Consider the following 24,820-nt stretch of genomic DNA (forward strand, 5'->3'; position numbering starts at 1 on the left):
CATCATGGCAGCGCGGCAGTCTCAATGGCAAAAAGTTCATCACTACGCATGGTTGGTGGGTGGAGCTGTGTGTCTGTTCGCTGCATTGGTTTTCTGGGCGATTACAGATACCAAAGAATTGGTTGAAGTTGAAAAGCAAGCGGAAACCGAAGTGGATTTGCAAATTCAGCCAGAGAAAGTGGCAGCAATGTCCCATCTTGGTGCATTAAATGAAGAAGTACGTCCACTTGATATGACGACCCGTGTGGTTGCTACAGCTCAACATGAGCCAGAATTTCGCGGCACTAAATTTATCAATGATTCTGCCAAACTTTATGGTGTTGAATTATTTCGGGTTTCTGAGGAAGATATTTTAAAAAGTTTCTTACGCAAGCAGCCTGAGCGTCATAAATTTATTTATCTACGTCTTTCAGGTGAAGACCATCCTGAGCAATACGTCATTTTAACTGGACCATATTCGTCGCAAAATGATGCCAAAGCTGCAATGTCGAGCCTCAACATCGCTTTGCCTGCTTCAATCAAACCTGAAGTTGTGGAATTTAAACAATATCAAGCATATGTGAATGATTTAGGCACGGAAGAAATGTCGTCGAGTCAAAAGTTATATGCTGTTAAATTAAAATCTGTGCCTTTACCGAAAATTGATGAAGCTCAAATCGCCGCACGAAAAGCAGCGGCTGCAGCGACGGTAACAACACCAACTAATGCAACGACAAGTACTACGGTGACACGTCGTGATGCTGAAGGAAATGTGATTGATGTGCAAAAATCACAAAGTAGTGTAGATGCACCACGTCCAAAACCTGCACCGCTAGAACAAGAAGTAACCGATCCTTTTAATTAGTTCTAAAATAGCGCAAGACGTCTTAGGAAAAGCTTAAACTGCACAGAAAAAGTGCATAAAATAAAAAAATAACAATTTGAATTATTTGTTATAACTAAAAAATGCTTGTAATCAGCCATCTTAGGAGAAAATGCATCAAGTTGGCATATAAATTGCTTAATTGGTGCGTAAATTGAACTTTTCTCCCTGTTTTGGCGCGAAAATGATTCGATAAAAGTGCGAAGTCATTAATCCAGTCGTTATCCCTGATCTGAACTGCAAAAGCAGAAAATTTGACTTTTATTCATGCATCTAAGATGAATTCGGTTTATCTTAAGGGTGTGAATAAGAAATAATTTTGCTCGACAGAACAATTCATGTGAGTAAGTTAAGACGAATCGCAACAAGAAATTAGTTTGTTAAGTGCTCGAAAGAGCTGTAAAGAAAAGAAGGGTACGCTATGCACATGCCATCGCCTAATACTGTAGCTCCCGCTCAAGGTTTATACCAACCGGATGAGTTTAAAGATAACTGTGGTTTCGGTTTAATCGCCCATATGCAGGGTGATGCAAGCCATGATCTCGTCAAAACCGCAATGCATAGTTTAAGTTGTATGACCCACCGTGGTGGTATTGCCGCAGATGGTAAAACCGGTGACGGCTGTGGTCTACTCCTTGCTATGCCAAAAGAATTTTTCCGTGAAGAAGCGAAAAAACTCAGTGACATTACATTGAGTGAAATCTTTGCTGTGGGTACGGTATTTCTAAACCTAGACCCTGCATTAGCCGCACATGCAAAACAAATTTTAACCAAAGAAATCGAAGACGAAGGTTGTAAAGTCATCGCTTGGCGTGTTGTGCCAACCAATAACGATGCGTTGGGTTCAATCGCGATGCAGTCATTGCCAGCATTTGAACAAATTATCGTGAATTGCCCAATGGGTGTTTCAGAGGTTGAATTCAACCGTAAGTTGGTGATGGCACGTCGTCGTTCAGAACAACAGCTGACTGCTGACCCATATTTCTATGTAACCACTTTATGCTCAACTGTGATCAGCTATAAAGGTTTGATGATGCCAGCAGCCATTGCTGATTTCTATACCGATCTTGCTGATGAGCGTTTAAAGTCACACATTGTTGTATTCCATCAGCGTTTCTCAACTAATACCTTGCCTCGTTGGCCATTGGCTCAGCCGTTCCGTTACTTAGCACACAATGGTGAAATTAACACCATTACCGCCAACCGTAACTGGGCGATGGCACGTACACCAAAATTTGAAAACCCATTATTGCCAGGTTTAACTGAGCTAAATCCAATTGTAAACCGTACAGGTTCGGATTCTTCAAGCTTAGATAATATGCTGGAAATCCTTGTCGGCGGCGGTATGGACTTGTTCCGTGCGCTGCGCATGTTGGTTCCACCAGCTTGGCAAAACGTTGAAACTTTAGATGCGGACTTACGTGCATTCTACGAATTCAACTCGAAACATATGGAAGCTTGGGATGGTCCAGCAGGTCTGGTAATTCAAGATGGTCGTCATGCGATTTGTATGCTTGACCGTAATGGTTTACGTCCAGCACGTTGGGTAATTACCAAAAATGGTTACATCACATTGGCATCAGAAATTGGTGTTTGGGGTTATGAACCTGAAGACGTTGTGTCTAAAGGTCGTGTCGGTCCGGGTCAAATCTTGGTGATTGATACCTTTACCGGCAAAATGCTCGATACTCAAGATGTGAGTAATCACCTCAAACGTATGCGTCCGTACCGTCAGTGGTTACGTGAAAACTCAGTACGTGTGCAAGGCAGTCCAGAGCTAGAAGAATATTTATGTGATCAAGGCTTAAAAGGTGATGACCTGAAAGCTTCACAAAAAATGTTCATGGTGACATTTGAAGAACGTGACCAATTGCTTCGTCCAATTGCTGAAAGCGGTCAGGAAGCCGTGGGCTCAATGGGTGATGATACGCCAATGGCAGTATTGTCTCGTCAAGTCCGCCATGTGTCTGACTACTTCCGTCAGCAGTTCGCTCAGGTTACGAATCCGCCAATCGATCCATTACGTGAATCGATCGTAATGTCGTTAGAGACATGCCTCGGCCGTGAACAAAATGTATTTGAACAAGGTCCAGAGCATGCAGATCGTCTGATCATTTCAAGCCCAGTATTGTCAAATTCGAAAATGCATCAAATCCGTACCCTTGGCCGTAAAGGTTACGAAATTGCAGACATCGACCTGAACTATGCAGAAGATGAAGGCTTAGAAGCTGCTATCGCGCGTATTTGTGAAGAATCAGCACAAGCGATTCGCGATGGAAAAACATTACTTGTATTGTCTGATAAGAAAATCCGTCAAGGTTTCTTACCTGCCAATGCCTTAATGGCAACTGGCGCGGTTCACCACTATTTAATCAATGTGGGTCTTCGTACTGATGCCAACATTATTGTCGAAACTGGTTTGGCACGTGATGCACACCAGTTTGCGGTGATTCTTGGTTTCGGTGCGACAGCGATTTATCCGTACCTAGCTTATGACGTGATCAATGACTTAATCGCGAAAGGCGAGTTGTTGGGTGACCCAATCCATGCGCAAGCGAACTTCCGTAAAGGTATTGAGAAAGGCTTATTGAAAGTACTTTCTAAGATGGGTATTTCTACTGTTGCCTCTTACCGTGGCGGTCAGTTGTTTGAAGCAGTCGGCCTTTCTGATGAAGTGGTTGCAAAATGTTTTACTGGCGTACCGAGCCGTATTAAAGGCGCAACATTCTCTGATCTAGAAAATGACTTGAAAAAATTGGCAGATTTGGCGTGGAAATCACGTAAGCCAATCGATCAAGGCGGTATGCTTAAATTTGTATTCGGTAAGGAATATCACGCATTTAACCCAGACGTGATCAATGCGCTGCATAAATCTGTGCGTTCTGGTAATTATGCGGACTTTAAAGAATACGCAGAGCTAGTGAATAACCGTCCAATCGCGACGATTCGTGACTTATTTAAGCTAAAAACAGATCAATCGATTGCACTCGATCAAGTTGAATCCGTAGAAGAAATTCTGCCACGTTTTGACTCTGCAGGTATGTCTTTAGGTGCATTATCACCTGAAGCGCACGAAGCTATTGCAATCGCTATGAATACCATTGGTGGTCGCTCGAACTCAGGTGAGGGCGGTGAAGACCCAGCGCGTTACGGCACTATTCGTAACTCGAAAATCAAACAAATTGCATCTGGCCGTTTTGGTGTGACCCCTGCATATCTAACTTCTGCAGAAGTCCTTCAAATTAAAGTGGCACAAGGTGCAAAACCAGGTGAAGGTGGTCAGTTGCCGGGCGGTAAAGTGAATGGCTTAATTGCACGTTTACGTTACTCAGTACCGGGTGTGACATTAATTTCTCCGCCGCCGCATCACGACATCTACTCAATCGAAGATTTATCACAGTTAATTTTCGATTTAAAACAGGTTAACCCACAGGCGATGGTGTCAGTTAAGCTGGTTTCTGAGCCCGGTGTTGGTACGATTGCGGCAGGTGTGGCAAAAGCATACGCAGACTTCATTACCATTTCTGGTTATGACGGTGGTACAGCGGCTTCTCCACTTTCTTCAATTCACCATGCAGGTTCTCCATGGGAGCTTGGTCTATCTGAGGCGCATCAGGCGCTACGTGTGAATGACCTGCGTGGCAAAGTCCGTGTACAAACTGATGGCGGCTTGAAAACGGGTCTAGATGTTGTGAAAGCAGCGATTCTAGGAGCTGAAAGTTTTGGTTTCGGTTCTACACCGATGATCGCATTGGGTTGTAAATACCTACGTATTTGCCATTTAAACAACTGTGCGACCGGTGTTGCAACACAACAAGATCATTTACGTCAGGAACACTATATCGGTGAGCCTGAAATGCTGATCAACTTCTTCCACTTTATTGCGGAAGAAACACGTGAATGGTTAGCAGCGCTAGGCGTTGCAAGTCTGAAAGATTTGATTGGCCGTACAGATTTACTGGAAATGCTTCCGGGTGAAACTGAAAAACATGCACACCTTGATTTGAGCGCATTGCTCCAATCGCATCCTGCGGCTGAAGGCAAAGCACAGTACTGTGAAGTACAAGGTAATGCACCATTTGATAAAGGCCTCTTGGCTGAAAAAATGGTGGCAGAAATGCTGCCAGCGATTGAGGCAGGTACAGGCGGTGAATATGGTTTCACTATTGGTAACTGTGACCGTTCAATTGGCGCGCGTATTTCGGGTGAGATTGCAAAACGTTATGGCAACCTCAGTATGGAAGCGCACCCTGTTAAAGTTAAATTAACAGGGACTGCAGGTCAGTCATTGGGTGTTTGGAACGCAGGTGGTTTACACATCAGCCTAGAAGGCGATGCGAATGACTACGTGGGTAAAGGTATGGCTGGTGGTCGTATCTCGATCTTCCCACCGAAAGGTTCACCGTTCCAAACGCAAAATACTGCGATTATTGGTAACACCTGTTTATATGGTGCAACCGGCGGTAAATTGTTTGCTGCAGGTACAGCAGGTGAGCGTTTTGCAGTACGTAACTCTGGTGCGTTTGCTGTGATTGAAGGTGCAGGCGACCACTGCTGTGAATACATGACGGGTGGTATCGTGACGGTATTGGGTAAAGTGGGTCATAACTTTGGTGCGGGTATGACAGGCGGTTTCGCTTATGTGCTCGACCTCGACAATGACTTTGTTGACCATTACAACCACGAACTGATTGAATTGAACCGTATCTCTACAGAATCAATGGAAGAACACAAAGAGTTCTTGTGCCGTATCTTAGATGAACATATTAAAGAAACAGGTAGTGCTTGGGCGTATAAGATCCGCAACGAGTTTGACTTCTATAGCCGCAAATTCTGGCTTGTGAAACCAAAAGCTGCTAATTTGCAGACTTTGTTGAAAACAACTCAAGCTGATCCACAATAATTCCACTACTGCAGATTTGATAGGCAGGTGTAAGTCCAAACATGCTTACACCTACCCACGGAGAGAGACATGGCAGAGCGCCTAAATAATGACTTTCAGTTCCTGGATGTAGCACGCCAAGATCCAGAGAAAAAAGATCTAGTTGTCCGCAAAGCAGAATTTGTGGAAATCTATAAACCGTTTACAGCTGAAGTTGTAAAAAACCAAACTCACCGCTGCCTTGGCTGTGGTAACCCGTATTGTGAATGGAAATGTCCAGTACATAACTACATTCCAAACTGGTTAAAACTGATTGCAGAAGGTCGCATTTTCCAAGCGGCAGAATTGTGCCATCAAACCAATACATTACCTGAAGTCTGTGGTCGTGTTTGTCCACAAGACCGTTTATGTGAAGGCGCTTGTACGCTAAATGACGGCTTTGGTGCAGTCACCATTGGTAATGCTGAAAAATACATTAACGATACGGCTTTTGCATTGGGCTGGCGTCCAGATATGTCACACGTTAAGTGGACAGACAAAAAAGTTGCGATTATTGGTGCAGGCCCTGCTGGCCTTGGCTGTGCCGATATTCTTGTACGTAATGGTGTGAAGCCAGTTGTATTCGACAAACGCCCTGAAATTGGTGGTTTGCTGACATTTGGTATTCCAGAATTCAAAATGGAAAAAGATGTGATGAAACGTCGCCGTGAGATTTTCTCTGGCATGGGCGTTGAATTCCGTCTAAATACTGAAATTGGTACAGATGTGACCATTGATCAGCTTTTGGCTGATTACGACGCTGTATTCATGGGTATGGGAACCTATACTTACATGAAGGGTGGTTTTGCGGGTGAAGATCTTGTTGGTGTTCATGATGCACTGGATTTCTTGATTGCCAATGTCAACCGTACGCAAGGTTGGGAAAAAGATCCATCTGAATACATCAGCATGGAAGGCAAAAAAGTGATTGTTCTCGGTGGTGGTGATACCGCGATGGACTGTAACCGTACCTCGATCCGTCAAGGTGCCGAATCGGTTGTCTGTGCCTACCGTCGTGATGAAGAAAACATGCCAGGTTCACGTCGTGAAGTGAAAAATGCGCGTGAAGAAGGTGTGGATTTCCAATTTAATCGTCAGCCGATTGAAATTGTAGGTGAAAATGGCAAAGTGACGGGTGTTAAAGTTGTGACTACACAGCTAGGTGCACCTGATAGTCGCGGTCGTCGTAGCCCTGAACCAGTTCCGGGTTCAGAAGAAATTTTACCAGCAGATGCAGTATTGCTTGCCTTCGGTTTCCGTACCAGCCCTGCAGATTGGTTTACTACATCAAACATTAGTATGGATGGTTCAGGTCGCGTCATTGCTGCTGAACAGCAAGAATTTAAGTTCCAGACATCCAATCCGAAAATTTTTGCCGGCGGTGATATGGTCCGTGGATCTGACCTTGTGGTAACCGCAATCTGGGAAGGTCGCCAAGCTGCAGAAGGTATTCTTGACTACTTAGATGTTTAAGTCATGACATGCCAGTGATTGCATTGGATTTATTCAAAAAACTCGCTTCGGCGGGTTTTTATTTTTTGGAATTTACCTCAAATGACAAGTGAGTGGATTTTGCAGATAAATACGCTGAAAAGTTGTCAGACAGCGCTTTAGAATGGTGAATTATGCAAATGTGCTAGCACATTTTGCCATGTGTGAAAGAGCTTAGGAATTACATACTGCGATCATGATCTAAATCTTAGGAAGCGACCATGACGCAAGTGACGACACAAAAAACATATCTAAATCGTCCGAAAGCCATTGGCATTACGGTACGTCGAGCACAATTCAATCCTAAAGCGATTCGCCGGCATTATTTTGCCAACTCACCGGTGATGTCGCATTTGTTGACGGCATTGTCATCGACCTTTCCCATTGGTGAACAATTCTTTGTGCATAGCGTGCGCAATGTACGCGATAAAGTCAGTGATGAAAAATTACAAGCTGAGATCGCAGCATTCATTGGGCAAGAAGCGATGCACTCCAAAGCCCATGCTGAATTTAACGATGCTTGGCGCAGTGAAAGCTATAATTTAGATCGTTTCCAAGCATGGCTGGCGCGTAAAGACAGCTATGTAAAAAACTTACATCCAAAAATACAGTTAGCAATCACCTGTGCATTTGAACATTTTACTGCTTTACTTGGCGGCTATATTTTAAGACATCCTGAAGTACTAAGTACTTTAGATGATGATGCAGTGAAACTTTGGGTTTGGCATGCGATTGAAGAAATTGAGCATCGCGCAGTGGCATTTGATGTATATCAACATGTCTATGGAGATGACAAAATACGCCGCATGATTATGCGCAGTGTGACCACGGGTTTTGCAAGTCTTACGTTTTATTCTGCAACGAAGCTATTTATGCAGGATAAGAAAAAAAGTTTGCCGAAGGTTGGTGGAAATATATTCGGAGCGTATTTATTGGCAAAAATGTTTATTCAGTTGACGCCAGAATATTTGTCATATTACAAAGCGGAATTCCATCCGAGTGACATTGATTACAGTCAGATCGTGAAATATTGGAAAGAACGCCTTGCTGATGAATATCAAATGGAAAGTTTTCAGTCTGACATTACCCCGCAACTGTATAGTTAATCTAACATGATAAAAAAAGCCCGAATAATGGGCTTTTTTTTATGCTAAATATTTTTCGAGTAGATCAGTTTAATCACAAAGAAAATACATAATTCATTCGAAAAATAAGGTTAGAATGAATTTATTTAAACAATTACTAATAAATACTTGAGGTTAAGGGTTATGAAATCAATGAAAAAAAGCATGCTCGCAATCGCATTAGTCAGTACGTTGACCCTGAGTGGTTGTGGCTATAACACATTACAAGTCAAAGACGAGGCCGTTACAGCAGCTTGGTCTGAGGTGCAAAACCAATATCAGCGTCGTGCAGACTTGGTGCCGAATTTAGTGAATGTCGTAAAAGGCTATGCAAAACATGAAGAGCAAGTGTTGACGGAAGTAACACAGGCACGTGCCAATGTAGCAGGTCTAAAAGTGGATAAAGAAGTTTTAGAAGATCCAGCATTGTTCCAAAAATATCAAGAAGCTCAAGCGCAGATGACCAGCGCACTTTCTCGTTTAATTGCAGTCTCGGAAAATTATCCAGACTTAAAAGCCAATGAGCAATTCCGTGATTTACAGGTACAGCTTGAAGGCACTGAAAACAGGATCGCTGTCGCACGTAATCGCTACATTACTACGGTACAAGACTTTAATGGCTATGCACGCCAGTTCCCGCAAGTGATGACAGCTAAAGTCATCGGTATGGATACCAAGCCTAACTTTAGCGCAGAGCAAAGTGCACAAACTGCACCAAAAGTTGATTTTAATTAATTGGCATCACTGCATTGTGAGGTGGGCTGATGGTGGATTTTGAGCTAAAACATACAGGTTTGTTGTGGTTGCAGCGCATGGTTTTAGCATGCTTATTGTGTGTGGTGGGTTTCACACATGCAGAAACTGCCACCGCTACAGATGTAGATACTGAAACAGTTGTTGTCGGTAAAATATTAAAAGATCAACAGTCAGCTACGCATAAAGATACAACAGCACAGCCTGAAATCAAAATTCAGCAGCCGAATATCGCTAATGATATGGCAGATGGCGAGTCGATTCGTGGCTTGCCGACGCTCAATGAACCTGTAGTTGATCAGGCAAACTTACTTTCCGCTGCTGAAAAGCAAGCCATTAGTCAGAAAATTCTACAGTTGCACGAACAAGGCAAGGCACAAATTGGCGTCGTGATTGTGCCAACCACAGGTCAAGAAGATATTTTTGATTATGCCATGCGTGTTGCAGAAAAATGGCAACTCGGTTCAGCAAAACGTGACAATGGGATATTGATGGCGATTGCTGTGAATGATCACAGAATTCAAATCCTGACGGGTTATGGGCTGGAAGGAATCATGCCCGATATCATCGTTAGTCGCATTATTCGAAGTCAAATCACACCGTATTTTAAGCAAGCTCAGTATGCTCAAGGCATTGATGCTGGCTTAACGGAAATAACACGTATTTTAAATCAAGACCCTGAAGTTGCCGCTCAAGCAGCCCAAGAGCTGAAAGAACGTCAGGAACAAGCCTTACACGAGCAACAAGCCAAAGAGAAAACGTTTACAACGGTTCTCATCATTTTGGTGATTGGTATATTTGCGTCTTTTATAGTGGGTAAGCGCTTAAGTGCGTCAACTGCTGCTGTTGCAGGTACCGTTGCGGGTTTGGTCAATGGTGCAGGTCTACTCACCAGTCTGTTGATGGGTGGAGCAATTTTCTTTCTACTGATTACTGCTATTGCTCAAACCATTTTTCAAATGTTTCTTGCTGGTGGTGGGGGCGGTGGAGGCCGTAGCGGAGGTGGTGGCTTTGGTGGCGGCGGCTATAGTGGGGGCGGTGGTGGCTTTGGCGGTGGGGGAGCATCAGGTTCATGGTAACGAAAACAGAAACAACAGAAATTGTCACCTGTCCTAAAACACAGGAAATACAGCAACCAAGTTTTAAACGCTGGTTGAAGCACTTCTTTTATATGCCCGCAGCAAACCGTTTTTTTAATAAGCAAGATCAGCAGGCCATTGCGCAAGCGGTGACAGAAGCTGAGCATGGCCATGTGGGCGAAATACAGGTGGTGATCGAAGGGCATATTCCTTCGAACCAAGCCTATTATCAAAATACCCGTGCACGTGCTGAACAGCTTTTTGGTGAACTGGGTGTGTGGGATACAGAATTTAATAGTGGTGTTTTGCTTTATTTAAACTTGTGTGAACGTCAGGTGGAAATTGTTATTGATCGTGGGATGAGACAGGCAACCGATGCCCAAGTATGGCAGGATATTTGCGCGCGAATTATCCAAAGCATGCAAAATAAACAATACAGAATAGCTTTGACGGCAGGCGTAAAAGAGATTGGTGAAGTGATGGATCACTTTTATGCTGGAAAGTCTGTAGATAGAACGAATGAAATCGCAAATGCGCCCATTATTTTGCGCTAAAAAACGGTGATAAAGTGACACAAATCGTCACTTTTAAACACAAAAAGAGACGTAATGATTACAAAAAATAAAAATATTTTTTTAAAGTGCTGTTTTTTCTGTCATTTTCACTATAATAAATCTTGGCACGCTCTGTGCTATTTATAAAACAAGCTACATAGCTTTATTAAATAATTAAATTAAAAAACATTTGTGGAGAATGTTATGAATGCTCAAAAAGGTTTTACCCTTATTGATACTCCATAAGTGTCCACATAAAATGAACAATCCATAAGTAAGTCAATATGGACATCATCGAATAATCGACAGACCCGTTCCCGCTATGAAGCAGAAATATTCCTTTGCTCTTCTTTTGTTTCTTCCTACATTGATTCATGCACAAGCGTTAGACTTAATTCAATATTCAGATATTTCATCAATTCCTCAAATTGCTTTGAATCCAAAAATCCAAACAGAACTTCAAACATTGTTAAAGCATGATTATCTAAAATTTCAATCTAATTTCGATAATTACTCAGCGCCCTATTTACTAAAGACAGATGAGGCTCTGTATTATGAAGGTCGGTCTGGAAGCAGTTTAGATGCTTCATCAGCGATTGTTTTTAAAGATGGGCGATTGTTTGCTGCAATTTATTTTGCCAAAACCAAGACGTTAAAATACTTTAGCAATGATGCAAGTTGCTCAAAACAGTTACATCCTGCGATTCAAGTCTTTGCTCAGCAGCGTGAAATTCAAAGTATTGAGTATGTGACAGCAAGAGTGGAAAGCGCTTTAAAATATCATCTTGGTTTAGCTGCTCAATGTGAGGCTTATATAGAAAAACTAAAGAAAGGAAACTCAAGCTTTTTGAACATCTAAACCAAGATGAAAAATCTATAATGGCTCAATGGAAAGGTAAGTGAGTCGTATAAAATAAACGGGGAATATTTTTCCTTCAATAAGCTCAGGAAACTGTTGGCTGAGACTTCGGCGTGAGCTTAGTCGGACGCTTGTCGAAGCCATTGTGTGACAATATACTCCTATGGACTAACTTATACTCAACTTGCACAAATTATGTTGTGTAACGTATGTAACATGTTGAAATTGTTAAAAAATAGGATAACTAAAAATGCAACAGACTGAATTAAAACAATTACCAGACTGGTTATTAGAACAGTTACCCAAAATAACTGAACCAGCAATTTTATCACTGTGGGATACGAAACTTGTGGTCACTTACCCTGATCGTATGGAAGCAATTCACGAAAGCTTAAAAGACGTACAACACCAGATCCATCATGTCAAACCTAAAGATTCACAGATTCTACCAGAGGGTTATCAATATTTTGGTGAGGATAAAGAGAGTGGTTGCCTATTTTTTAAAACCTCTGAGTATCTTCCTAGTAGTTTTTTTCCTACACCGATAAAAAAAATTTGAGCATTTACAATCTGCTTTACAGACTGCCTTTGAAAATGAGCAAGCATATCTCGCAAATCCAACAGACTTTTTAACTGCTTATCATTTTATTGATACACAGCCAGCTTTTTAGACGGTTATTGGTGATGTACCATCATGGCACTGGAATACAGGGGGGCATTGCCAAAATGTTTATCACGGTGCATATAATGATGAAGATAATGGACAATTAGTGATTTATTTAGAAACTGGCTCACATCTCAATAAAGTAGAAGATGGTGGTAAATTATACCCAGAGCATTATCATGATTATCGTTTAGATGTTTGGGCAAATACGTTTGAACAGGCGTTTATCAAGTTGGCGGCAATGGTATATAAGTTTTTTGACCATCAAGGTGTTGAGCGTCCAAATGTGCCACATATAAAACCAGCATGGGTTCTGGAGCTTGATGAACGAATTGCAGAATTTAAAAAATGGAAAAATGAGGAGCTGTGAGTATTCACTATTAGGTGGCGTCCATGAGTTATTAAAGTATGTCGTTTAAAACATCTGCTAGCTTTTGACCATTCTTACGATCAATTAAACGTGCTGACATACCAAATTCATTTGGACCACTATAATCAGCTAAAGGTGTATCTCCGATAAACAAAACATCTTTGGCACGACATTCTAATTGATCTATTAAATATTGATAAATTTGTGACTCTGGTTTAATTGCACCAACTTCATAACTCCAAGCATAAGTATCGATGTTAGGTAATAATGAAGAAACAACTTTTCCATATGGCATGGCTAAATTTGAGCATAATGCCAATCTGAATCCCAATTCTTTTAATTCTTCTAAAGTTGAGAGCGTATCTTCATATAGAACAATGGATTGTAATTCATCGTTTAAATCATGCTCAAGTTCTTGTAATAATTGGTCTGGAATATTTATTCCTAGTAATTTTACAAGTTCAGTAAAACTTAAATTTTGAGACATAATGAATTTGGCATCATCAGGTTTTGGCTGTCGCCCATTTTCCTTAAGCCATTTTATTAATTTTCTATATGGGGAGCGTCTTTCCCCTATCTTCACAAGTGTGCCAAATACGTCAAAAATAATGACTGAAGGCTCAATATGGCCTGCTTTTATAAATGATTCCATATTTCTATACCCAATTAAATTAAGCTTTATTTCTTGTTCAGATTACCATAAGAGCATTACTATAAAAATTTAAGGGAGATATTTGATATCTCCCTTTGATTATTTTATTCACTGAAGTTTGCAAACATAATTTTAGGAAAGTTTTTCATGAAATGACGTCTAACATGATTGAAGTCGTTGAGGTCATTTTGAGTTTTTGAAAAGTAATTAACCCAAGCTAAAGTTGCATCTTGGTCATTTAAGTTAGGATTAACATTCAGAAATAAGGCTAAATCAAATGTACGGTCAATATTAAACTCTTTGATTAGAGCAACAGCAGTTGAGCGGACTTCTTCTGAAACAGAGAATTTTGGAGAAAAATAGTTATTCATAGCTGAACTCGCATAGAAATTATATAATGATATTTAGAAAGGTTAAATTGCCTCACTATGAAACAAAATAACCTTCTATAGGTTAAATTATCATTTTAAAAATTATTTATCAAGTTAAATTAACTTACTGTAGGTTATTATTCTGATTTGAAGGTTGCTATGATTAGATGTAGATTGTCAGCTTTAATGGGTGAACGAAAAATTTTAAAGTTAAGTGAGGTAGCTCAGGCGACCAGTATTAATCGCAATACGCTAACGAGTCTTTACTATGACCGGGCAATACGAATTGAACTTTCGGTTGCTGATACTTTGTGTAAATATTTTGATTGTAATATGCAAGATCTATTTGAATATACTAATGGGGATGAAGAAAGGGATGACACCTAGTAAAATGTCATCTCTTTTTTTAAAGCTCAATAGGATGTTTTAGATACAACTCAGGATCATTTCAAACAGTCTGAATGTATTAGGCAATACTCTTGCCCTCATACTTGATAACTATTATTTAGATCAACCCTTGCCTGTATACTACTTTACCTAAAACTATTATTTCTGACTCGTTCACCGTGTTGTCAGGATAAGCTGAATTGTCTTTAGTTATTTCAATCAACCCATTAGCACTACGGTGTAAACGAACAACCATTCTTTCACCATAGAAATATATTAAATAAATTAATCCCGATATAAAGTATTTATCTGACGTATCAACTAAAACTAAATCATCATTAAAAAGGGTTTCCTGCATTGCATCCCCCTTAATCTTAAAAACGCTTAGTATATCTACTTCATTTAAATGATTTTTAGTGCAAAATGATTTAGAGAGCATAATTTTATCTCCATCATTATTGCTAAAAGATATAACCTGATCGCCATCTAAATCATTTATATCAAGAGAACAAAGATCACTTTTACTGAAAATCTGATCACTTATATCAAGCGCTTTTAAGATTTTCATATATGTAGCTTGACGTGGTTTTGCGGTACCAACTTCATAATCAGAAATTTGTTTTCTTGAAATACCAACTGCATTAGCCAATTCTTGTTGAGATAGCCCTCGCTGTGATCGAAAAAACCTTAAACGCTCAGAGAAATCAGCAACCATAAAAAAATCCTTGACAGCTATCAAAACCTATCATAAATTATCAATTGCTATCTTGAAGTTATGAAAGGAGTTATCATGTACACATGTTCTTATGATGACGAATTAGCAGATATTGTCAAGGCTGCTGCAAAACGCGAAAACCGCACATATCGCGGTCAATTCAACCACTATTTAAAATTGATCCTTCAGCATGAAGGTCTTTTAGAAAGTCCAGACAACAAAAAAGCAGATTGCACTCGCCAAAGTAACCAATCTGCCCACATTCAACCCTAACCAAAGGAATCGAAACCATGAGAAGTCTAACCCAAATCGCAGTACCTTTCCATAATGCTGAATTATATGTTGTTGAGCATAAAGGGCAACCCTACACCCTCATGCAAACTATTGTTGAAGGTATGGGCTTGGATTGGAAAAGGCAATTCGTCAAACTAAAACAGTGTTTTGCACAAGGTATGGTGGAAATCACCATACCTACAATATGTCATTTACATTTAATAGCCGTCTTGGAAAACCATAAGTATCATTTATTTCAAAAAATTCTTGGATACTGGATAGCGAAAATATTGCAGGAATCATTGGTGATCCATCTGGACCTAAGAAAGAGCTTCTATCTGAAATTATTCAAGCAGCAGCTAAATGCTTAACCAAATAATTTCACTACTTATTCCGTAGAGCAATTATTTTCATTCGGCAAAAAGTATAAAAGCCCATGCGGGAACATGAGCTCTTATGAATGTCTTGATTGGCATCCAGACACTTCGATTTTGATCGATAGGGGCATTTTTGTCAATCCTATCTCAAGGTCACTTTTTGCCTGTTTTTTAATAAACAGGAGGCTCAAAATGAGCACTAAACTTAAAAATGGTCAGTCACGCTACCAATCAAAAGCCAAAGTTGTGACCATTAAAAAATTTCAGTTATTGACGTTGAGACAGGCAACTGATCGTTTAAATGATGCAGCGTTTGAAAAACATGGTGATGCTTACCTTGAATTCCCTGTAATTGTTCAGGGAGATGGTAGCCCTTCTGATGTTTTTAATCTATATTTGCTGAAAAAACTTGAGCAAACAATACAGTATGATTTTAAAACATTTTCATCTATTGCCAATCAGCTTGTTGATTTTCAGCGTTTTTTAGAAGATGAGCAACTGAACTGTTTGAAGTTCCATAAAGTAAAACAGTCAAATGCGATTTTTAAATATCGTACTCGTCTTATTGAGCAGGCAAATGCAGGTCTAATTTCAGCTCGCTCTGCAAGTAATCGAATTAATGCGGTAGTGAATTTTTACCGATTTCTCGTTACAGAAGATTTGATCGATCATCAGTGCTATGGCATACCGTTTAAAGACGTTTACAAATATATTGCTGTAGATAATGAATTTGGTGCACGTCGAAAAATGGCAATTAAGTCACATGATTTTGCAATTCATGTTCCAGCCAAAGCTCCAAATTCTGAAGCGATTGTGGATGGTGGTGAATTAAGCCCTCTCAGCGTTGAATCGCAAACTGTCATATTAAAAGCACTGCAAAAATCATCACGTGAATATCAGCTGATGTTCTATCTAGCATTATTCACAGGTGCCCGTTTACAAACGATTTGTACTTTACGAATAAAAAGCTTAATTGGTTGTGAGCTTGATAGTCATGGCTTTATTCGTCTGCCTGTTGGAGCAGGGACAGGCATTGATAGCAAATTTCAAAAGCCAATGACCTTATTGATCCCCAATTGGTTAGCGCAAGATCTTAAAATTTATATCAATAGTGAGCAAGCGAGTCAGCGTAGACAGAAGTCAAACTATGGCGAATCGGATGAAAACTATGTGTTTCTCACAAAATTAGGGACACCATTTTATACAAGTAAAGTAGAGCAGCAAGAGTTGACCGAAAAGATCAAAAGCTCTGACTCATTTGGGATGAGGCTTAAACTGTATGAAGGTGAAGCCGTTCGTAGTTACTTAAAAGTCGTGTTGTTACCCGAAATTCGCCTGATTGATCCGCAATTTCCAAGCTTTAAATTTCATGATTTACGTGCCAGTTTTGGTATGAATCTACTGGAAAGCCAGTTACAGCATTTACCTGAAGGGCATTCAGCTATGACAGCAGTTGAATATGTGCAAGCTCGGATGGGTCATCGTAATATTAGTACGACTTTGCAATATTTGAACTATAAATCACGGTTGCAATGGCGCAGTAAAATTCAGCATGAGTATGAGTCTAGCTTGATGAAATACGTCAAGTCCTCTGTGGATTTAGCAGGAGATTTGTCATGAATTTTATTCGTACTCCATTGTTTGTACATATCACTGATATTCATAAACAGATTACTGAGCATGAGCGTTTAATACTCGTGCTCAAAGATAAAACGGCCTCATTTTCTTTTAGAACTTTAGATATTGGTACATTCTTTTTTGCTAAAAGAGCATGTTCTTCCGATATATCAGACAATGAGCTTGTCGCTTCTTTTGATGAAAAAAGACGCTATTTTTTAAAATATTTTACAGATTATATACTGCAAATGGATGGATCGGACCTATCAAAAGGGTTGTTCTATTCCATCATCAAGATGTTTTTGGATTGGATTGATCAACAAAAGAAAATTTTTGATTTATCCGATAAGGACAGTATGATCGATGCCTATCGTCGCTATAGTAAATCTCTGGTTGATCGGACTTTGCTTGCGGACACTGATGAAGATAACTTGGCTGCGCATACCGCAAAGCAGTATCAGCGTTATGTTGCAAAACTGATTGCATATGTATTTGATTGTCATGAAATTGATATTTCTAGTCAAGCGATGCAAGTACAAGCACAGCATTATGATGTTCCTGTTTTACCGATTGCACAGGAAGATCATCAGAAGACGTATGCAACTTTGTTGAATGTCTTTCTTGAAATTTATCGTATTGTGATGCAAGGCGCAGATTTTCCAGCACATTTTCAGTCCGTGGATCAGGAAGAGTTCTATTTTTACTCAGGTTTTCATCATCAAACTGAAAAACAACATATTCAGTTTGATATGCACAGCTATTTATCTAAATATTCAGCTATTCCCGATTTTTCAAAAATGCTGGTGGATTTCGGGCTTGCTGAGGATAGTGAACATCGAAAACGTTTACGTGAAAATCGTAATCAAGCTATTCGCAACCTTGAGGAACGTAATAAAGACAAACGACATATGGAGCGAGAGCGACTTGCTTCATATGGTCTAGTCATCGGTATGTTACTCTTTATTGCACAAACGGGGGCTAATTTAGACACAGCTCAGCAGTTACAGCTGGATACGATGGAAATCTTGCCCTCAACTCAGGGACGGAGATTTTCGGGCACAAAAAGCCGTGCTGGTGGGAAAGAAGTTCAGCCTGAGTTTGGGGTGAAATTTGAACCTGTTTTTAGACAAATTTTAGAACTTCGAGCATGGTATATCCAAGATGAAACCTGTATTTTTGTCTTTCCACAACGTAATGAAATTCAAAGACTTGTGCCGATTGGGAATGGTAAGTTGCAATTACTCAAAAGCTTTTTACAACGCATTTTCCCTCAAATGGTTTGGATTACTCCACAACAGTGGCGTAAGCACGTCAGTAGTCAGTATGTCGAACTAAGCGATGGCGATTTATTGCTTGAAGTCGAAAAAATGGGACACTCACTCGATACTGCGAAGAAAAACTACAGTCGAACTTCATTTAAAGATGCAAGCCAACAGATTTCACAATTCTTTTATGAACTGCGAGAAGTTGCAGTGTCACAAACTCGAACCGTTGAGCGTATTCCTGTGCAAATGCTAGATGAAACTATTGATGCTCAAGCCTCACCTGTCGGTGCATGTGCCTCTATCCATCCACAGCCTGAAAAAGCTATTGGGTTTACTGAACGAGCCCCTACACCCAATTGTCAGCAATTTGAGCATTGCTTATTCTGCCAACACTATGCAGTCCACGCTGATGACGAAGATATGCGTAAGCTTTTATCACTGAAAAGCCTGCTCGGCTACGTTAAGCAAAAAGCCACGGACTTAATCAAGTGGGAACAGCAGTTTGGGGTTGTGCTACATCGAATTGACGAAGTACTCAAGGAGTTATCAGATACTTATGAAAATTTACGTGATCATATTTTTTCAATTCAAGAAGAAGTAGAAAGCGGTGATTTAGATGCCTATTGGCTCAATCATTTTGAATTGCTAATTGATTTGGGGTGGATATCATGAGTTCATTTAATTCATATCTATATTCATTGGGTATTGCTGAGCAGTTCTTACCTGATGAGTACAATCTACTGAATAATCAGCTGACTGTTCCAAGTACTTTTGTATTATCGCGAATGAAGAGTGGTGAGATATTGTCAGTTTATTCAGACAATATCTGGGATCTTTCTCCATATTTACCGAAGTGTGATTGTCGCCTGAATTTTGATAGTTGGCTTGAAAATGCCCGAGAAAATGACTTTCTTTACTGTCAAATTCGGGCAGAAATGAAAAAAATCAGTTTTGCTTTGCTTTATATAAAATCTGGTAAGTCGATTATTAAAAGTATCGAACAGCGGCATACGGTTTTACGCCAGTTTGCAGCAATTGCATATAAAAATGGCTGTACATTGCAGCAGTTATTTAGCGATGTTTCTTATATGTCAAAAGTAAATGATGCTTATGTTGGGGTAAGCTATCAAAAAGCCATTCACATTAAAGCATTTATAACGGATTGTTTTGCCTTACAACAGCAATACCCATTGCTCATTCCTGCGTTTAGTACATATAAGCCAATAGAGCATTTAGCAAAGTTGGCTGCTCAACTCAGGTTGCAGTCAGGCAAAGTAGGCCCACAAACCAAAGTTGTTCCTTCACGGCTTTATATAGCCTTAATTAATGCTTTAGCAGATAAATTGAATGAATTTAATCAAAACGCATCAGCACTTCTGAAATGGTTTCAGCGCAAGCAGCAGGATGCAAATTTTGCTTTGATGCCGACAGAATTTAAGCGTGAAAAAAATGCGGTAAGTTTTGCTGATGCTCGAGATTTACTCGGTTTAACGGCACTGTTTGAAAATAATCAGATTCAAAAACATGCCAACCTCACCCGTTATATGACGCTGATTCAAGGTATGGCCAAACTTTGGATTCATTTGTTTACAGGGATGCGTGATAATGAAGTGAATCAGCTGTCATCTGATTGCTATCAAACTATTCAAAGTAATGAGCATCTTGTGCATGTCATTATGGGTTATACCTCCAAGTTGCATGGTGGTGGAAATAAATCGACGTATTGGATCACGTTTGCAGATATTCAAGTAGGCGTACACGCAGCACAAAGTATTGGTGAAATATACGCCCTGCTCAACCCACATTATGATATGTCTAATTCTGCTGAATACCCATTATTTCCAACGCTAAACTCGCAAAAGCATCGAAATAAAAAAAACCGCAATATTGAGCATGAAACGGATTTTATCTCTAATTTTGAGGGTGCTCCGACTCGAACACAGTCTAATTTTAATCAGTATTTAAGCCGTATTTCTGTCTTGCTTGGAGATGGGTTGAAAATCACAGAAAGTGATATCGCCGAGCTTGAAGCTTTTGATGGTTTCCGCAATTGGCGAGAAGAAAAAGACTGCCAAGTTGGTGAGTACTGGAATATCTGTACCCATCAATTTAGACGTTCGCTTGCAGTTTATGGCGCTCGTTCAGGCATGATCGGACTAGGCGCTTTGTCAGTCCAATTTAAGCATCTAACAGAGTCTATGACGTTGTATTACCGAAACAATGCGGTATTTGCACCAAATATTTTAGTGAGTGACAGTCAAAAAGAGTTTATTCAAGAACTGGAATATCAGCGCTTGGTGCATTCTTATGCTCAGTTTGAAGATGGGGTAATTAATAGTGCTAGCCGTTTACTTGGCGGGGCAGGAACCTATTTGCAGCTACAAAAAGACCGCGAGCAATTACTCACAGTATTTCCGAATCGTGATGAAACCATCAAGCGTATGAAAAAAGGGGAAATTTCTTGCAAGACTAGCCTGTTTGGTGCTTGTACTAATCCTGATTCTTGCGAAAAAATTTCATTTACTGCGATTACGAGCTGTTTGAGTTGTGCCCATGCAGTGTTTGATGCAGAGAGTGCGGAAAAGATGCAAAAAGCAGTTCATCGACTACAACGGCAGCGAGATATGCAAGTACAGAACAGTCTGCTATACGGGCAAATGGACAGTGATATTTTGGCTTTAAACAAAATGATTCAAAGAATTAAAACGATTAATATTGAGGTTTAAAATATGGGTGCACTTAATGATTATTACGCTGCTTTAGAGCGATTAAAAGCCAACAAACCAGAGGTTCTACCGAAAGGCTCTGCCATTAATAACGATACGGTTGCAATGGAAGCTGGACGTAAGCGTGGTTCGATTAAGAAGAGCCGCCATGCTGCATTAATTGAGGCAATTGAGCTAGCTGCACAGGCATTAGGACAAAATGTTCTTTCGCCTACGCAACGGATTGAGCAAGTGAAAAGTAAGACCAAAGCTGTGAAAAATGATTATGAGCAGCTGAAAGAAGATTATGAAAAACTGCTGCAAAAGTGCAATTCGCTGCTGCTGGAAAACTTTGAGTTGAGGCACAGCGCTCGAATTCTTTAATTAATATAGCCACTCAGTTTATGAACTCAGTGGCTTTCTAATAAAATAGAATAAAAAATATACCGTTAAATATTACTTCCACGGCCTTAAGTCTACAATTTTGATGATGCTGGCGCTTTCTTTATTTACTAAAACTACCATATCTACCGCAGTGGCTTTTAAAGGTAGCCAAGCATCTGCTTTTGGATATTTGGCTAAAGTTTTTTCAACTTCTGTTTTTGGGTTGTACCGTTGCAGTTCTACAAGCGGTAATGCACGTTGTTGGATTTGGTTTTTGGCTTGAGTGAGTTCTACATAGCGTTCTGGACGCTGTGAAATTGAAATACCGCTAAAAATTTCCGCAAACATTTCATCATTGCGTTGTTGTGTGTCTTTGGCGAATTCAGTAGCCACATATTGCGGCTTAAACCATGAAGGTTGTTGGAATTGTGGCTGTGCTTGCTGAATATTCGTAACAACTAATTCATTTTTTCTAACCAATTCAAAACGATCTATATTATAAACCAACCATGCAGGGCGACCTTGTTCAATACTAAACACCCCATAACATAAAGCCGCAATTTGAATGAGAATAATGACACTAAGATCAAATTTAAGTGTTTTTTTACCTTCTTTATAAACCAATAAACCTAAAAGTGGTCCTAAAATCACGTCGATGACCAAGAGCATTAAAAAGATATTCGTCACACCTACTGCTATGGCGAGAGGCGATGGATACCAAATAAAAAAGACTAATCCAATCACGAGTAAAGCAATTAGAAATGAAATAGATAAATGGCTGAGGAAAAATTTAAGGCGTTTAGACATATTAAATATTCGATTAATTTTTATCGACACTCTGGTGGTGCATATTTTGCTGGCAATGTACCTAGCTATGCAACTAAATTTTTAGCAGCAGCACTTGTAGATGTAGTAGAAGCACATGCCCAATCAATACTACCAGAAATATGAGCGAGCTTCGCACCTTGAACATTAGGCGTTAAGACCAGAGTTTTAGCTAACATATCATTTGTAAAGCCTGTATTTATATTTGAACTCAGCGTAACTGTTATTACGCCACTTCCATCTATTTGTATATCAGAAATATATTTAGTTTGTTTTTCTGATATGGCTCTTGCATTGTAATCTGCTGCAATTTCAGCAACTGCTGCTGCACCATTGGAAACAAAAGCCTCACTGACTAAAGTTTTTACAACATTGCTTTGTGCAAGAGCTTCTGTGACTTTTGCCCGTACTGCATTGTACTGATAGGCAGGTATTGCGATTGCTGCAATAATAGCAATAATAGCAACCACAATCATAAGCTCAACAAGTGTAAAACCCTGGGACTTAAACATGATACTCTCACTTGTTCGTTTATCAATAAACTTTATGAAGCAAACAACATGCCAATAAAAATATAAATTCAATGACTAAAAAATGAACATAAATAGTTAGAATATGACAATTTTTTATCCTAACTCTATAAAATAAAAAAGAGTGCCAAAGCACTCTTTTTAAACCTTTAAGTTTTAATCTTTATAAGATTAACGGCACTCAGAAGGTGCATATTTTGCAGGTAATGGATCAGCAGGTATTGCTCTACTAGCTAATGCACGTGTAGTCGCAGTAGTAGCTGTAGAACTCGTGCAGGCCCAATCAACCGCACCAGTTGCTCCTGCAGCTAAAGCAACTCCATTCACGTTAGGTGAAAAGTTTACATTTTTAGCAGCTGCATCCGTTGGTAAACCAGAAGTTGCCGCTGCTGCGGTCGTCACAGTAATTACGGCTGTAGTTGCATCTATAGCAATACCACCAACATATTTACTTGTCTTTTCTGCGGCTGGACGTGCATTATATTCCGCAGCCGCTGCTTGTGCACCAACCAAACTATCACTTTGGAAAGCTTCGCTGATTAAGCTTTTTGGAGATGCTGCAGCAGTTAATACTTCAGAAATTTTAGTACGTACAGTATAGTCTTGATAAGCAGGAATCGCTACTGCAGCCAAAATACCGATAATAGCGACCACAATCATAAGCTCGATGAGCGTGAAGCCCTGTTGAACTGATTTCATAACATTCTCCACAAATGTTTTGTTAATTTAATTATAAGCTTTGTAAGCTAGTTTATAGTTTGCACAAAGCGTGCCAAAGCATATTATCGAATTATTTATTGTTAAATCAATAGATTGTTTAATACATTAAAAATTTTAGTATATGCATAAGTAAAATTATGTAACTAAATGACAAAAAATGTCAGTTTTATTCTTTAAGTTGCGCCATATTTCTTGTGGTGTGTTGAAGCTGACAGACAGCTACTATGAAGAGAGAACTGATTGACTATTGCATGCCTTTTATTGCAGCCCAAAAACCAGAGTAGCAAATATTGGTTGAATGTCATGGTTGGGCACTAACATAGAATAATATGGGTGAATAACTTTTTATTCTCCTTAAACTTAACAATACAAAAGATATAAATGAAAAATTTCGTGATCTATATATTCATTTGAACGGTATGAAGCTCGATGTTTTTACCAAATATTATTTGGAGATTCTGGATATCAATAGTTATGCCATGTAAATGGCAGCATCCAAAGGATGAAAGAGGATAGAATGAAACGACTAGCAGACTTTAAAAATAATGAACGGATACCTCGCTCAGTAATAAAAGCTTTGCCTATGCAATTTGGTGATGACGAACCAACTAGACGTATTGTTCTGCATCATGCAAGACGTGTAATTCTTCAGCATAAAGAAGAAATACAGAAGTTGGCTTATAAATGAGTCTGGATTTTTTTATTCCATTTTTAGCTTATCAAAATTTTAAAATATCTCCCGATCAGTCTGCTTTTATAAAATTAATCCTATCGCAATCAACAAAAGCTATTTTCTGATATGGACAAAAATCAAAATTTTGTCTATCAAAAAGCCTGTCCATATGGACAAAATGAAGAATGAAGTAAAACAAGGTAATTCAATAACTTAATGTGTGTCCATATAAAATGACTTATGGAATGGATCGAATTAATGATCGTTGTTGCAATTATCGGTATTCTTGCTGCAATTGCGATTCCAGCTTATCAAGATTACACAGCACGTGCGAAAATGGCTGAGGTTATTGCTCAAGCCGCTCCAGCAAAATTAGCTGTAGCAGAAACGGCAAGTTCTTTAGGTGCTTTATCTGGTGTTACATCTACGAACACTGGCTATGATTTCCCTGGGGCTACTGACTTCGTTAGTGGTGTTACGATTGCTGCTGGAGGTGTGATTACTGTTAACTCTACAGTACCTAATGCATCTGGCGAACTTCTTCTTACACCAAGTGGCACCACAGGCAATTTAAAATGGGTTTGTTCTAGTCCTTCTACTGGTGGAATTTCAGCGAAGTTTTTACCAACCAATTGCCGTTAATAGAATA

The 24,820-nt window shown here is 39.6% G+C and carries 25 protein-coding genes; 19 read left to right on the plus strand and 6 right to left on the minus strand.

Going from position 1 to position 24,820, the window contains the following annotated elements:
* The first annotated feature begins 4 nt into the window (after positions 1 to 4).
* The 10 genes from LXF01_RS01530 to LXF01_RS01575 all read left to right on the plus strand — a co-directional run bounded on the left by LXF01_RS01530 (position 5) and on the right by LXF01_RS01575 (position 12,677).
* Positions 5 to 844 (plus strand): hypothetical protein, encoded by an 840-nt coding sequence (locus LXF01_RS01530; RefSeq protein WP_180173217.1) that lies wholly within the window; start codon positions 5 to 7, stop codon positions 842 to 844.
* Positions 845 to 1,289: 445 nt separating this feature from the next.
* On the plus strand, positions 1,290 to 5,765 hold the full coding sequence (gene gltB, locus LXF01_RS01535; RefSeq protein WP_233944945.1) for a glutamate synthase large subunit: 4,476 nt from the start codon (positions 1,290 to 1,292) through the stop codon (positions 5,763 to 5,765).
* 69 nt (positions 5,766 to 5,834) lie between these two features.
* Positions 5,835 to 7,256, plus strand: coding sequence for an FAD-dependent oxidoreductase (locus tag LXF01_RS01540; RefSeq protein WP_233944946.1), 1,422 nt, complete (start codon positions 5,835 to 5,837; stop codon positions 7,254 to 7,256).
* A 239-nt stretch (positions 7,257 to 7,495) separates the two neighbouring features.
* Complete coding sequence (locus LXF01_RS01545; RefSeq protein ID WP_233944947.1) at positions 7,496 to 8,380, plus strand: metal-dependent hydrolase; 885 nt, start codon at positions 7,496 to 7,498, stop codon at positions 8,378 to 8,380.
* Positions 8,381 to 8,542: 162 nt separating this feature from the next.
* Entirely contained in the window at positions 8,543 to 9,133 is a 591-nt protein-coding gene (locus tag LXF01_RS01550; protein ID WP_180093075.1) for a LemA family protein, read from the plus strand.
* Between the two features lie 29 nt (positions 9,134 to 9,162).
* Complete coding sequence (locus LXF01_RS17495) at positions 9,163 to 10,230, plus strand: TPM domain-containing protein (RefSeq protein ID WP_267967503.1); 1,068 nt, start codon at positions 9,163 to 9,165, stop codon at positions 10,228 to 10,230.
* Positions 10,224 to 10,784 (plus strand): TPM domain-containing protein, encoded by a 561-nt coding sequence (locus LXF01_RS01560; RefSeq protein ID WP_233944948.1) that lies wholly within the window; start codon positions 10,224 to 10,226, stop codon positions 10,782 to 10,784. The genes LXF01_RS17495 and LXF01_RS01560 overlap by 7 nt, the downstream gene beginning before the upstream one ends.
* A gap of 322 nt (positions 10,785 to 11,106) precedes the next feature.
* A complete protein-coding gene (locus LXF01_RS01565) occupies positions 11,107 to 11,643 on the plus strand; it encodes a hypothetical protein (protein ID WP_004994346.1) in 537 nt (178 codons plus the stop codon).
* A gap of 250 nt (positions 11,644 to 11,893) precedes the next feature.
* Positions 11,894 to 12,202, plus strand: a complete 309-nt coding sequence (locus LXF01_RS01570; protein WP_233944949.1) for a hypothetical protein — start codon at positions 11,894 to 11,896, stop codon at positions 12,200 to 12,202.
* A 211-nt stretch (positions 12,203 to 12,413) separates the two neighbouring features.
* Positions 12,414 to 12,677, plus strand: coding sequence for a hypothetical protein (locus tag LXF01_RS01575; protein ID WP_227552263.1), 264 nt, complete (start codon positions 12,414 to 12,416; stop codon positions 12,675 to 12,677).
* A 31-nt stretch (positions 12,678 to 12,708) separates the two neighbouring features.
* Here LXF01_RS01575 and LXF01_RS01580 read toward each other — a convergent pair whose 3' ends face one another.
* Together LXF01_RS01580 and LXF01_RS01585 are read right to left on the minus strand one after the other, a co-directional pair.
* The gene (locus LXF01_RS01580; RefSeq protein ID WP_004994339.1) at positions 12,709 to 13,329 is read right to left on the minus strand and encodes an HAD family hydrolase; all 621 of its coding nucleotides are present in this window, start codon (positions 13,327 to 13,329) and stop codon (positions 12,709 to 12,711) included.
* Positions 13,330 to 13,433: 104 nt separating this feature from the next.
* Complete coding sequence (locus LXF01_RS01585) at positions 13,434 to 13,700, minus strand: hypothetical protein (RefSeq protein ID WP_004994337.1); 267 nt, start codon at positions 13,698 to 13,700, stop codon at positions 13,434 to 13,436.
* 159 nt (positions 13,701 to 13,859) lie between these two features.
* Between LXF01_RS01585 and LXF01_RS01590 the strand changes: the two genes are divergently transcribed.
* Positions 13,860 to 14,087 (plus strand): helix-turn-helix domain-containing protein, encoded by a 228-nt coding sequence (locus tag LXF01_RS01590; protein WP_004994336.1) that lies wholly within the window; start codon positions 13,860 to 13,862, stop codon positions 14,085 to 14,087.
* Between the two features lie 118 nt (positions 14,088 to 14,205).
* Here LXF01_RS01590 and LXF01_RS01595 read toward each other — a convergent pair whose 3' ends face one another.
* Positions 14,206 to 14,802 (minus strand): LexA family transcriptional regulator, encoded by a 597-nt coding sequence (locus LXF01_RS01595; RefSeq protein WP_004994334.1) that lies wholly within the window; start codon positions 14,800 to 14,802, stop codon positions 14,206 to 14,208.
* A 75-nt stretch (positions 14,803 to 14,877) separates the two neighbouring features.
* Here LXF01_RS01595 and LXF01_RS01600 point away from each other — a divergent pair, with 75 nt between their 5' ends.
* From LXF01_RS01600 to LXF01_RS01625, 6 genes are all read left to right on the plus strand, one after another.
* Positions 14,878 to 15,075 (plus strand): hypothetical protein, encoded by a 198-nt coding sequence (locus LXF01_RS01600; RefSeq protein WP_004994331.1) that lies wholly within the window; start codon positions 14,878 to 14,880, stop codon positions 15,073 to 15,075.
* A 17-nt stretch (positions 15,076 to 15,092) separates the two neighbouring features.
* On the plus strand, positions 15,093 to 15,446 hold the full coding sequence (locus LXF01_RS17585) for a phage antirepressor N-terminal domain-containing protein (RefSeq protein ID WP_004994328.1): 354 nt from the start codon (positions 15,093 to 15,095) through the stop codon (positions 15,444 to 15,446).
* A 198-nt stretch (positions 15,447 to 15,644) separates the two neighbouring features.
* Positions 15,645 to 17,072 (plus strand): tyrosine-type recombinase/integrase, encoded by a 1,428-nt coding sequence (locus tag LXF01_RS01610; protein WP_075314570.1) that lies wholly within the window; start codon positions 15,645 to 15,647, stop codon positions 17,070 to 17,072.
* Entirely contained in the window at positions 17,069 to 19,006 is a 1,938-nt protein-coding gene (locus tag LXF01_RS01615) for a hypothetical protein (protein ID WP_196077190.1), read from the plus strand. The genes LXF01_RS01610 and LXF01_RS01615 overlap by 4 nt, the downstream gene beginning before the upstream one ends.
* Entirely contained in the window at positions 19,003 to 21,060 is a 2,058-nt protein-coding gene (locus LXF01_RS01620) for a hypothetical protein (protein ID WP_233944950.1), read from the plus strand. Before LXF01_RS01615 ends, LXF01_RS01620 begins: the two co-directional genes overlap by 4 nt.
* Positions 21,061 to 21,063: 3 nt before the next feature.
* Positions 21,064 to 21,423 carry a hypothetical protein gene (locus LXF01_RS01625; RefSeq protein WP_233944951.1) on the plus strand — a complete coding sequence of 120 codons (360 nt, stop codon included), beginning with the start codon at positions 21,064 to 21,066 and terminating at the stop codon, positions 21,421 to 21,423.
* A gap of 72 nt (positions 21,424 to 21,495) precedes the next feature.
* On the opposite strand, the gene tfpZ is transcribed toward LXF01_RS01625, so the two are convergent.
* The 3 genes from tfpZ to LXF01_RS01645 all read right to left on the minus strand — a co-directional run bounded on the left by tfpZ (position 21,496) and on the right by LXF01_RS01645 (position 23,477).
* The gene (tfpZ, locus tag LXF01_RS01630) at positions 21,496 to 22,230 is read right to left on the minus strand and encodes a TfpX/TfpZ family type IV pilin accessory protein (RefSeq protein WP_233944952.1); all 735 of its coding nucleotides are present in this window, start codon (positions 22,228 to 22,230) and stop codon (positions 21,496 to 21,498) included.
* A gap of 65 nt (positions 22,231 to 22,295) precedes the next feature.
* Complete coding sequence (locus LXF01_RS01635; RefSeq protein ID WP_326489495.1) at positions 22,296 to 22,760, minus strand: pilin; 465 nt, start codon at positions 22,758 to 22,760, stop codon at positions 22,296 to 22,298.
* A gap of 189 nt (positions 22,761 to 22,949) precedes the next feature.
* Entirely contained in the window at positions 22,950 to 23,477 is a 528-nt protein-coding gene (locus LXF01_RS01645; RefSeq protein WP_326489496.1) for a pilin, read from the minus strand.
* Between the two features lie 538 nt (positions 23,478 to 24,015).
* Between LXF01_RS01645 and LXF01_RS01655 the strand changes: the two genes are divergently transcribed.
* Both LXF01_RS01655 and LXF01_RS01665 read left to right on the plus strand, forming a co-directional pair.
* Complete coding sequence (locus tag LXF01_RS01655; RefSeq protein WP_178895792.1) at positions 24,016 to 24,186, plus strand: hypothetical protein; 171 nt, start codon at positions 24,016 to 24,018, stop codon at positions 24,184 to 24,186.
* Between the two features lie 243 nt (positions 24,187 to 24,429).
* Positions 24,430 to 24,813, plus strand: a complete 384-nt coding sequence (locus LXF01_RS01665; RefSeq protein WP_326489497.1) for a pilin — start codon at positions 24,430 to 24,432, stop codon at positions 24,811 to 24,813.
* The last annotated feature ends 7 nt before the right edge of the window (positions 24,814 to 24,820 follow it).

The organism is Acinetobacter sp. SH20PTE14, assembly GCF_021391555.1.
GTDB classification, from domain to species: Bacteria; Pseudomonadota; Gammaproteobacteria; order Pseudomonadales; family Moraxellaceae; genus Acinetobacter; species Acinetobacter amyesii.

Excerpts from the sequence above, each read along its gene's own strand:
- LXF01_RS01530 (WP_180173217.1), top strand. The coding sequence starts at position 5 with ATGGCAGCGCGGCAGTCTCAATGGCAAAAAGTTCATCACTACGCATGG.
- gltB (WP_233944945.1), top strand. The coding sequence starts at position 1,290 with ATGCCATCGCCTAATACTGTAGCTCCCGCTCAAGGTTTATACCAACCG.
- LXF01_RS01540 (WP_233944946.1), top strand. The coding sequence starts at position 5,835 with ATGGCAGAGCGCCTAAATAATGACTTTCAGTTCCTGGATGTAGCACGC.
- LXF01_RS01545 (WP_233944947.1), top strand. The coding sequence starts at position 7,496 with ATGACGCAAGTGACGACACAAAAAACATATCTAAATCGTCCGAAAGCC.
- LXF01_RS01550 (WP_180093075.1), top strand. The coding sequence starts at position 8,543 with ATGAAATCAATGAAAAAAAGCATGCTCGCAATCGCATTAGTCAGTACG.
- LXF01_RS17495 (WP_267967503.1), top strand. The coding sequence starts at position 9,163 with ATGGTGGATTTTGAGCTAAAACATACAGGTTTGTTGTGGTTGCAGCGC.
- LXF01_RS01560 (WP_233944948.1), top strand. The coding sequence starts at position 10,224 with ATGGTAACGAAAACAGAAACAACAGAAATTGTCACCTGTCCTAAAACA.
- LXF01_RS01565 (WP_004994346.1), top strand. The coding sequence starts at position 11,107 with ATGAAGCAGAAATATTCCTTTGCTCTTCTTTTGTTTCTTCCTACATTG.
- LXF01_RS01570 (WP_233944949.1), top strand. The coding sequence starts at position 11,894 with ATGCAACAGACTGAATTAAAACAATTACCAGACTGGTTATTAGAACAG.
- LXF01_RS01580 (WP_004994339.1), bottom strand. The coding sequence starts at position 13,329 with ATGGAATCATTTATAAAAGCAGGCCATATTGAGCCTTCAGTCATTATT.
- LXF01_RS01585 (WP_004994337.1), bottom strand. The coding sequence starts at position 13,700 with ATGAATAACTATTTTTCTCCAAAATTCTCTGTTTCAGAAGAAGTCCGC.
- LXF01_RS01590 (WP_004994336.1), top strand. The coding sequence starts at position 13,860 with ATGATTAGATGTAGATTGTCAGCTTTAATGGGTGAACGAAAAATTTTA.
- LXF01_RS01595 (WP_004994334.1), bottom strand. The coding sequence starts at position 14,802 with ATGGTTGCTGATTTCTCTGAGCGTTTAAGGTTTTTTCGATCACAGCGA.
- LXF01_RS01600 (WP_004994331.1), top strand. The coding sequence starts at position 14,878 with ATGTACACATGTTCTTATGATGACGAATTAGCAGATATTGTCAAGGCT.
- LXF01_RS17585 (WP_004994328.1), top strand. The coding sequence starts at position 15,093 with ATGAGAAGTCTAACCCAAATCGCAGTACCTTTCCATAATGCTGAATTA.
- LXF01_RS01610 (WP_075314570.1), top strand. The coding sequence starts at position 15,645 with ATGAGCACTAAACTTAAAAATGGTCAGTCACGCTACCAATCAAAAGCC.
- LXF01_RS01615 (WP_196077190.1), top strand. The coding sequence starts at position 17,069 with ATGAATTTTATTCGTACTCCATTGTTTGTACATATCACTGATATTCAT.
- LXF01_RS01620 (WP_233944950.1), top strand. The coding sequence starts at position 19,003 with ATGAGTTCATTTAATTCATATCTATATTCATTGGGTATTGCTGAGCAG.
- LXF01_RS01625 (WP_233944951.1), top strand. The coding sequence starts at position 21,064 with ATGGGTGCACTTAATGATTATTACGCTGCTTTAGAGCGATTAAAAGCC.
- tfpZ (WP_233944952.1), bottom strand. The coding sequence starts at position 22,230 with ATGTCTAAACGCCTTAAATTTTTCCTCAGCCATTTATCTATTTCATTT.
- LXF01_RS01635 (WP_326489495.1), bottom strand. The coding sequence starts at position 22,760 with ATGTTTAAGTCCCAGGGTTTTACACTTGTTGAGCTTATGATTGTGGTT.
- LXF01_RS01645 (WP_326489496.1), bottom strand. The coding sequence starts at position 23,477 with ATGAAATCAGTTCAACAGGGCTTCACGCTCATCGAGCTTATGATTGTG.
- LXF01_RS01655 (WP_178895792.1), top strand. The coding sequence starts at position 24,016 with ATGAAACGACTAGCAGACTTTAAAAATAATGAACGGATACCTCGCTCA.
- LXF01_RS01665 (WP_326489497.1), top strand. The coding sequence starts at position 24,430 with ATGATCGTTGTTGCAATTATCGGTATTCTTGCTGCAATTGCGATTCCA.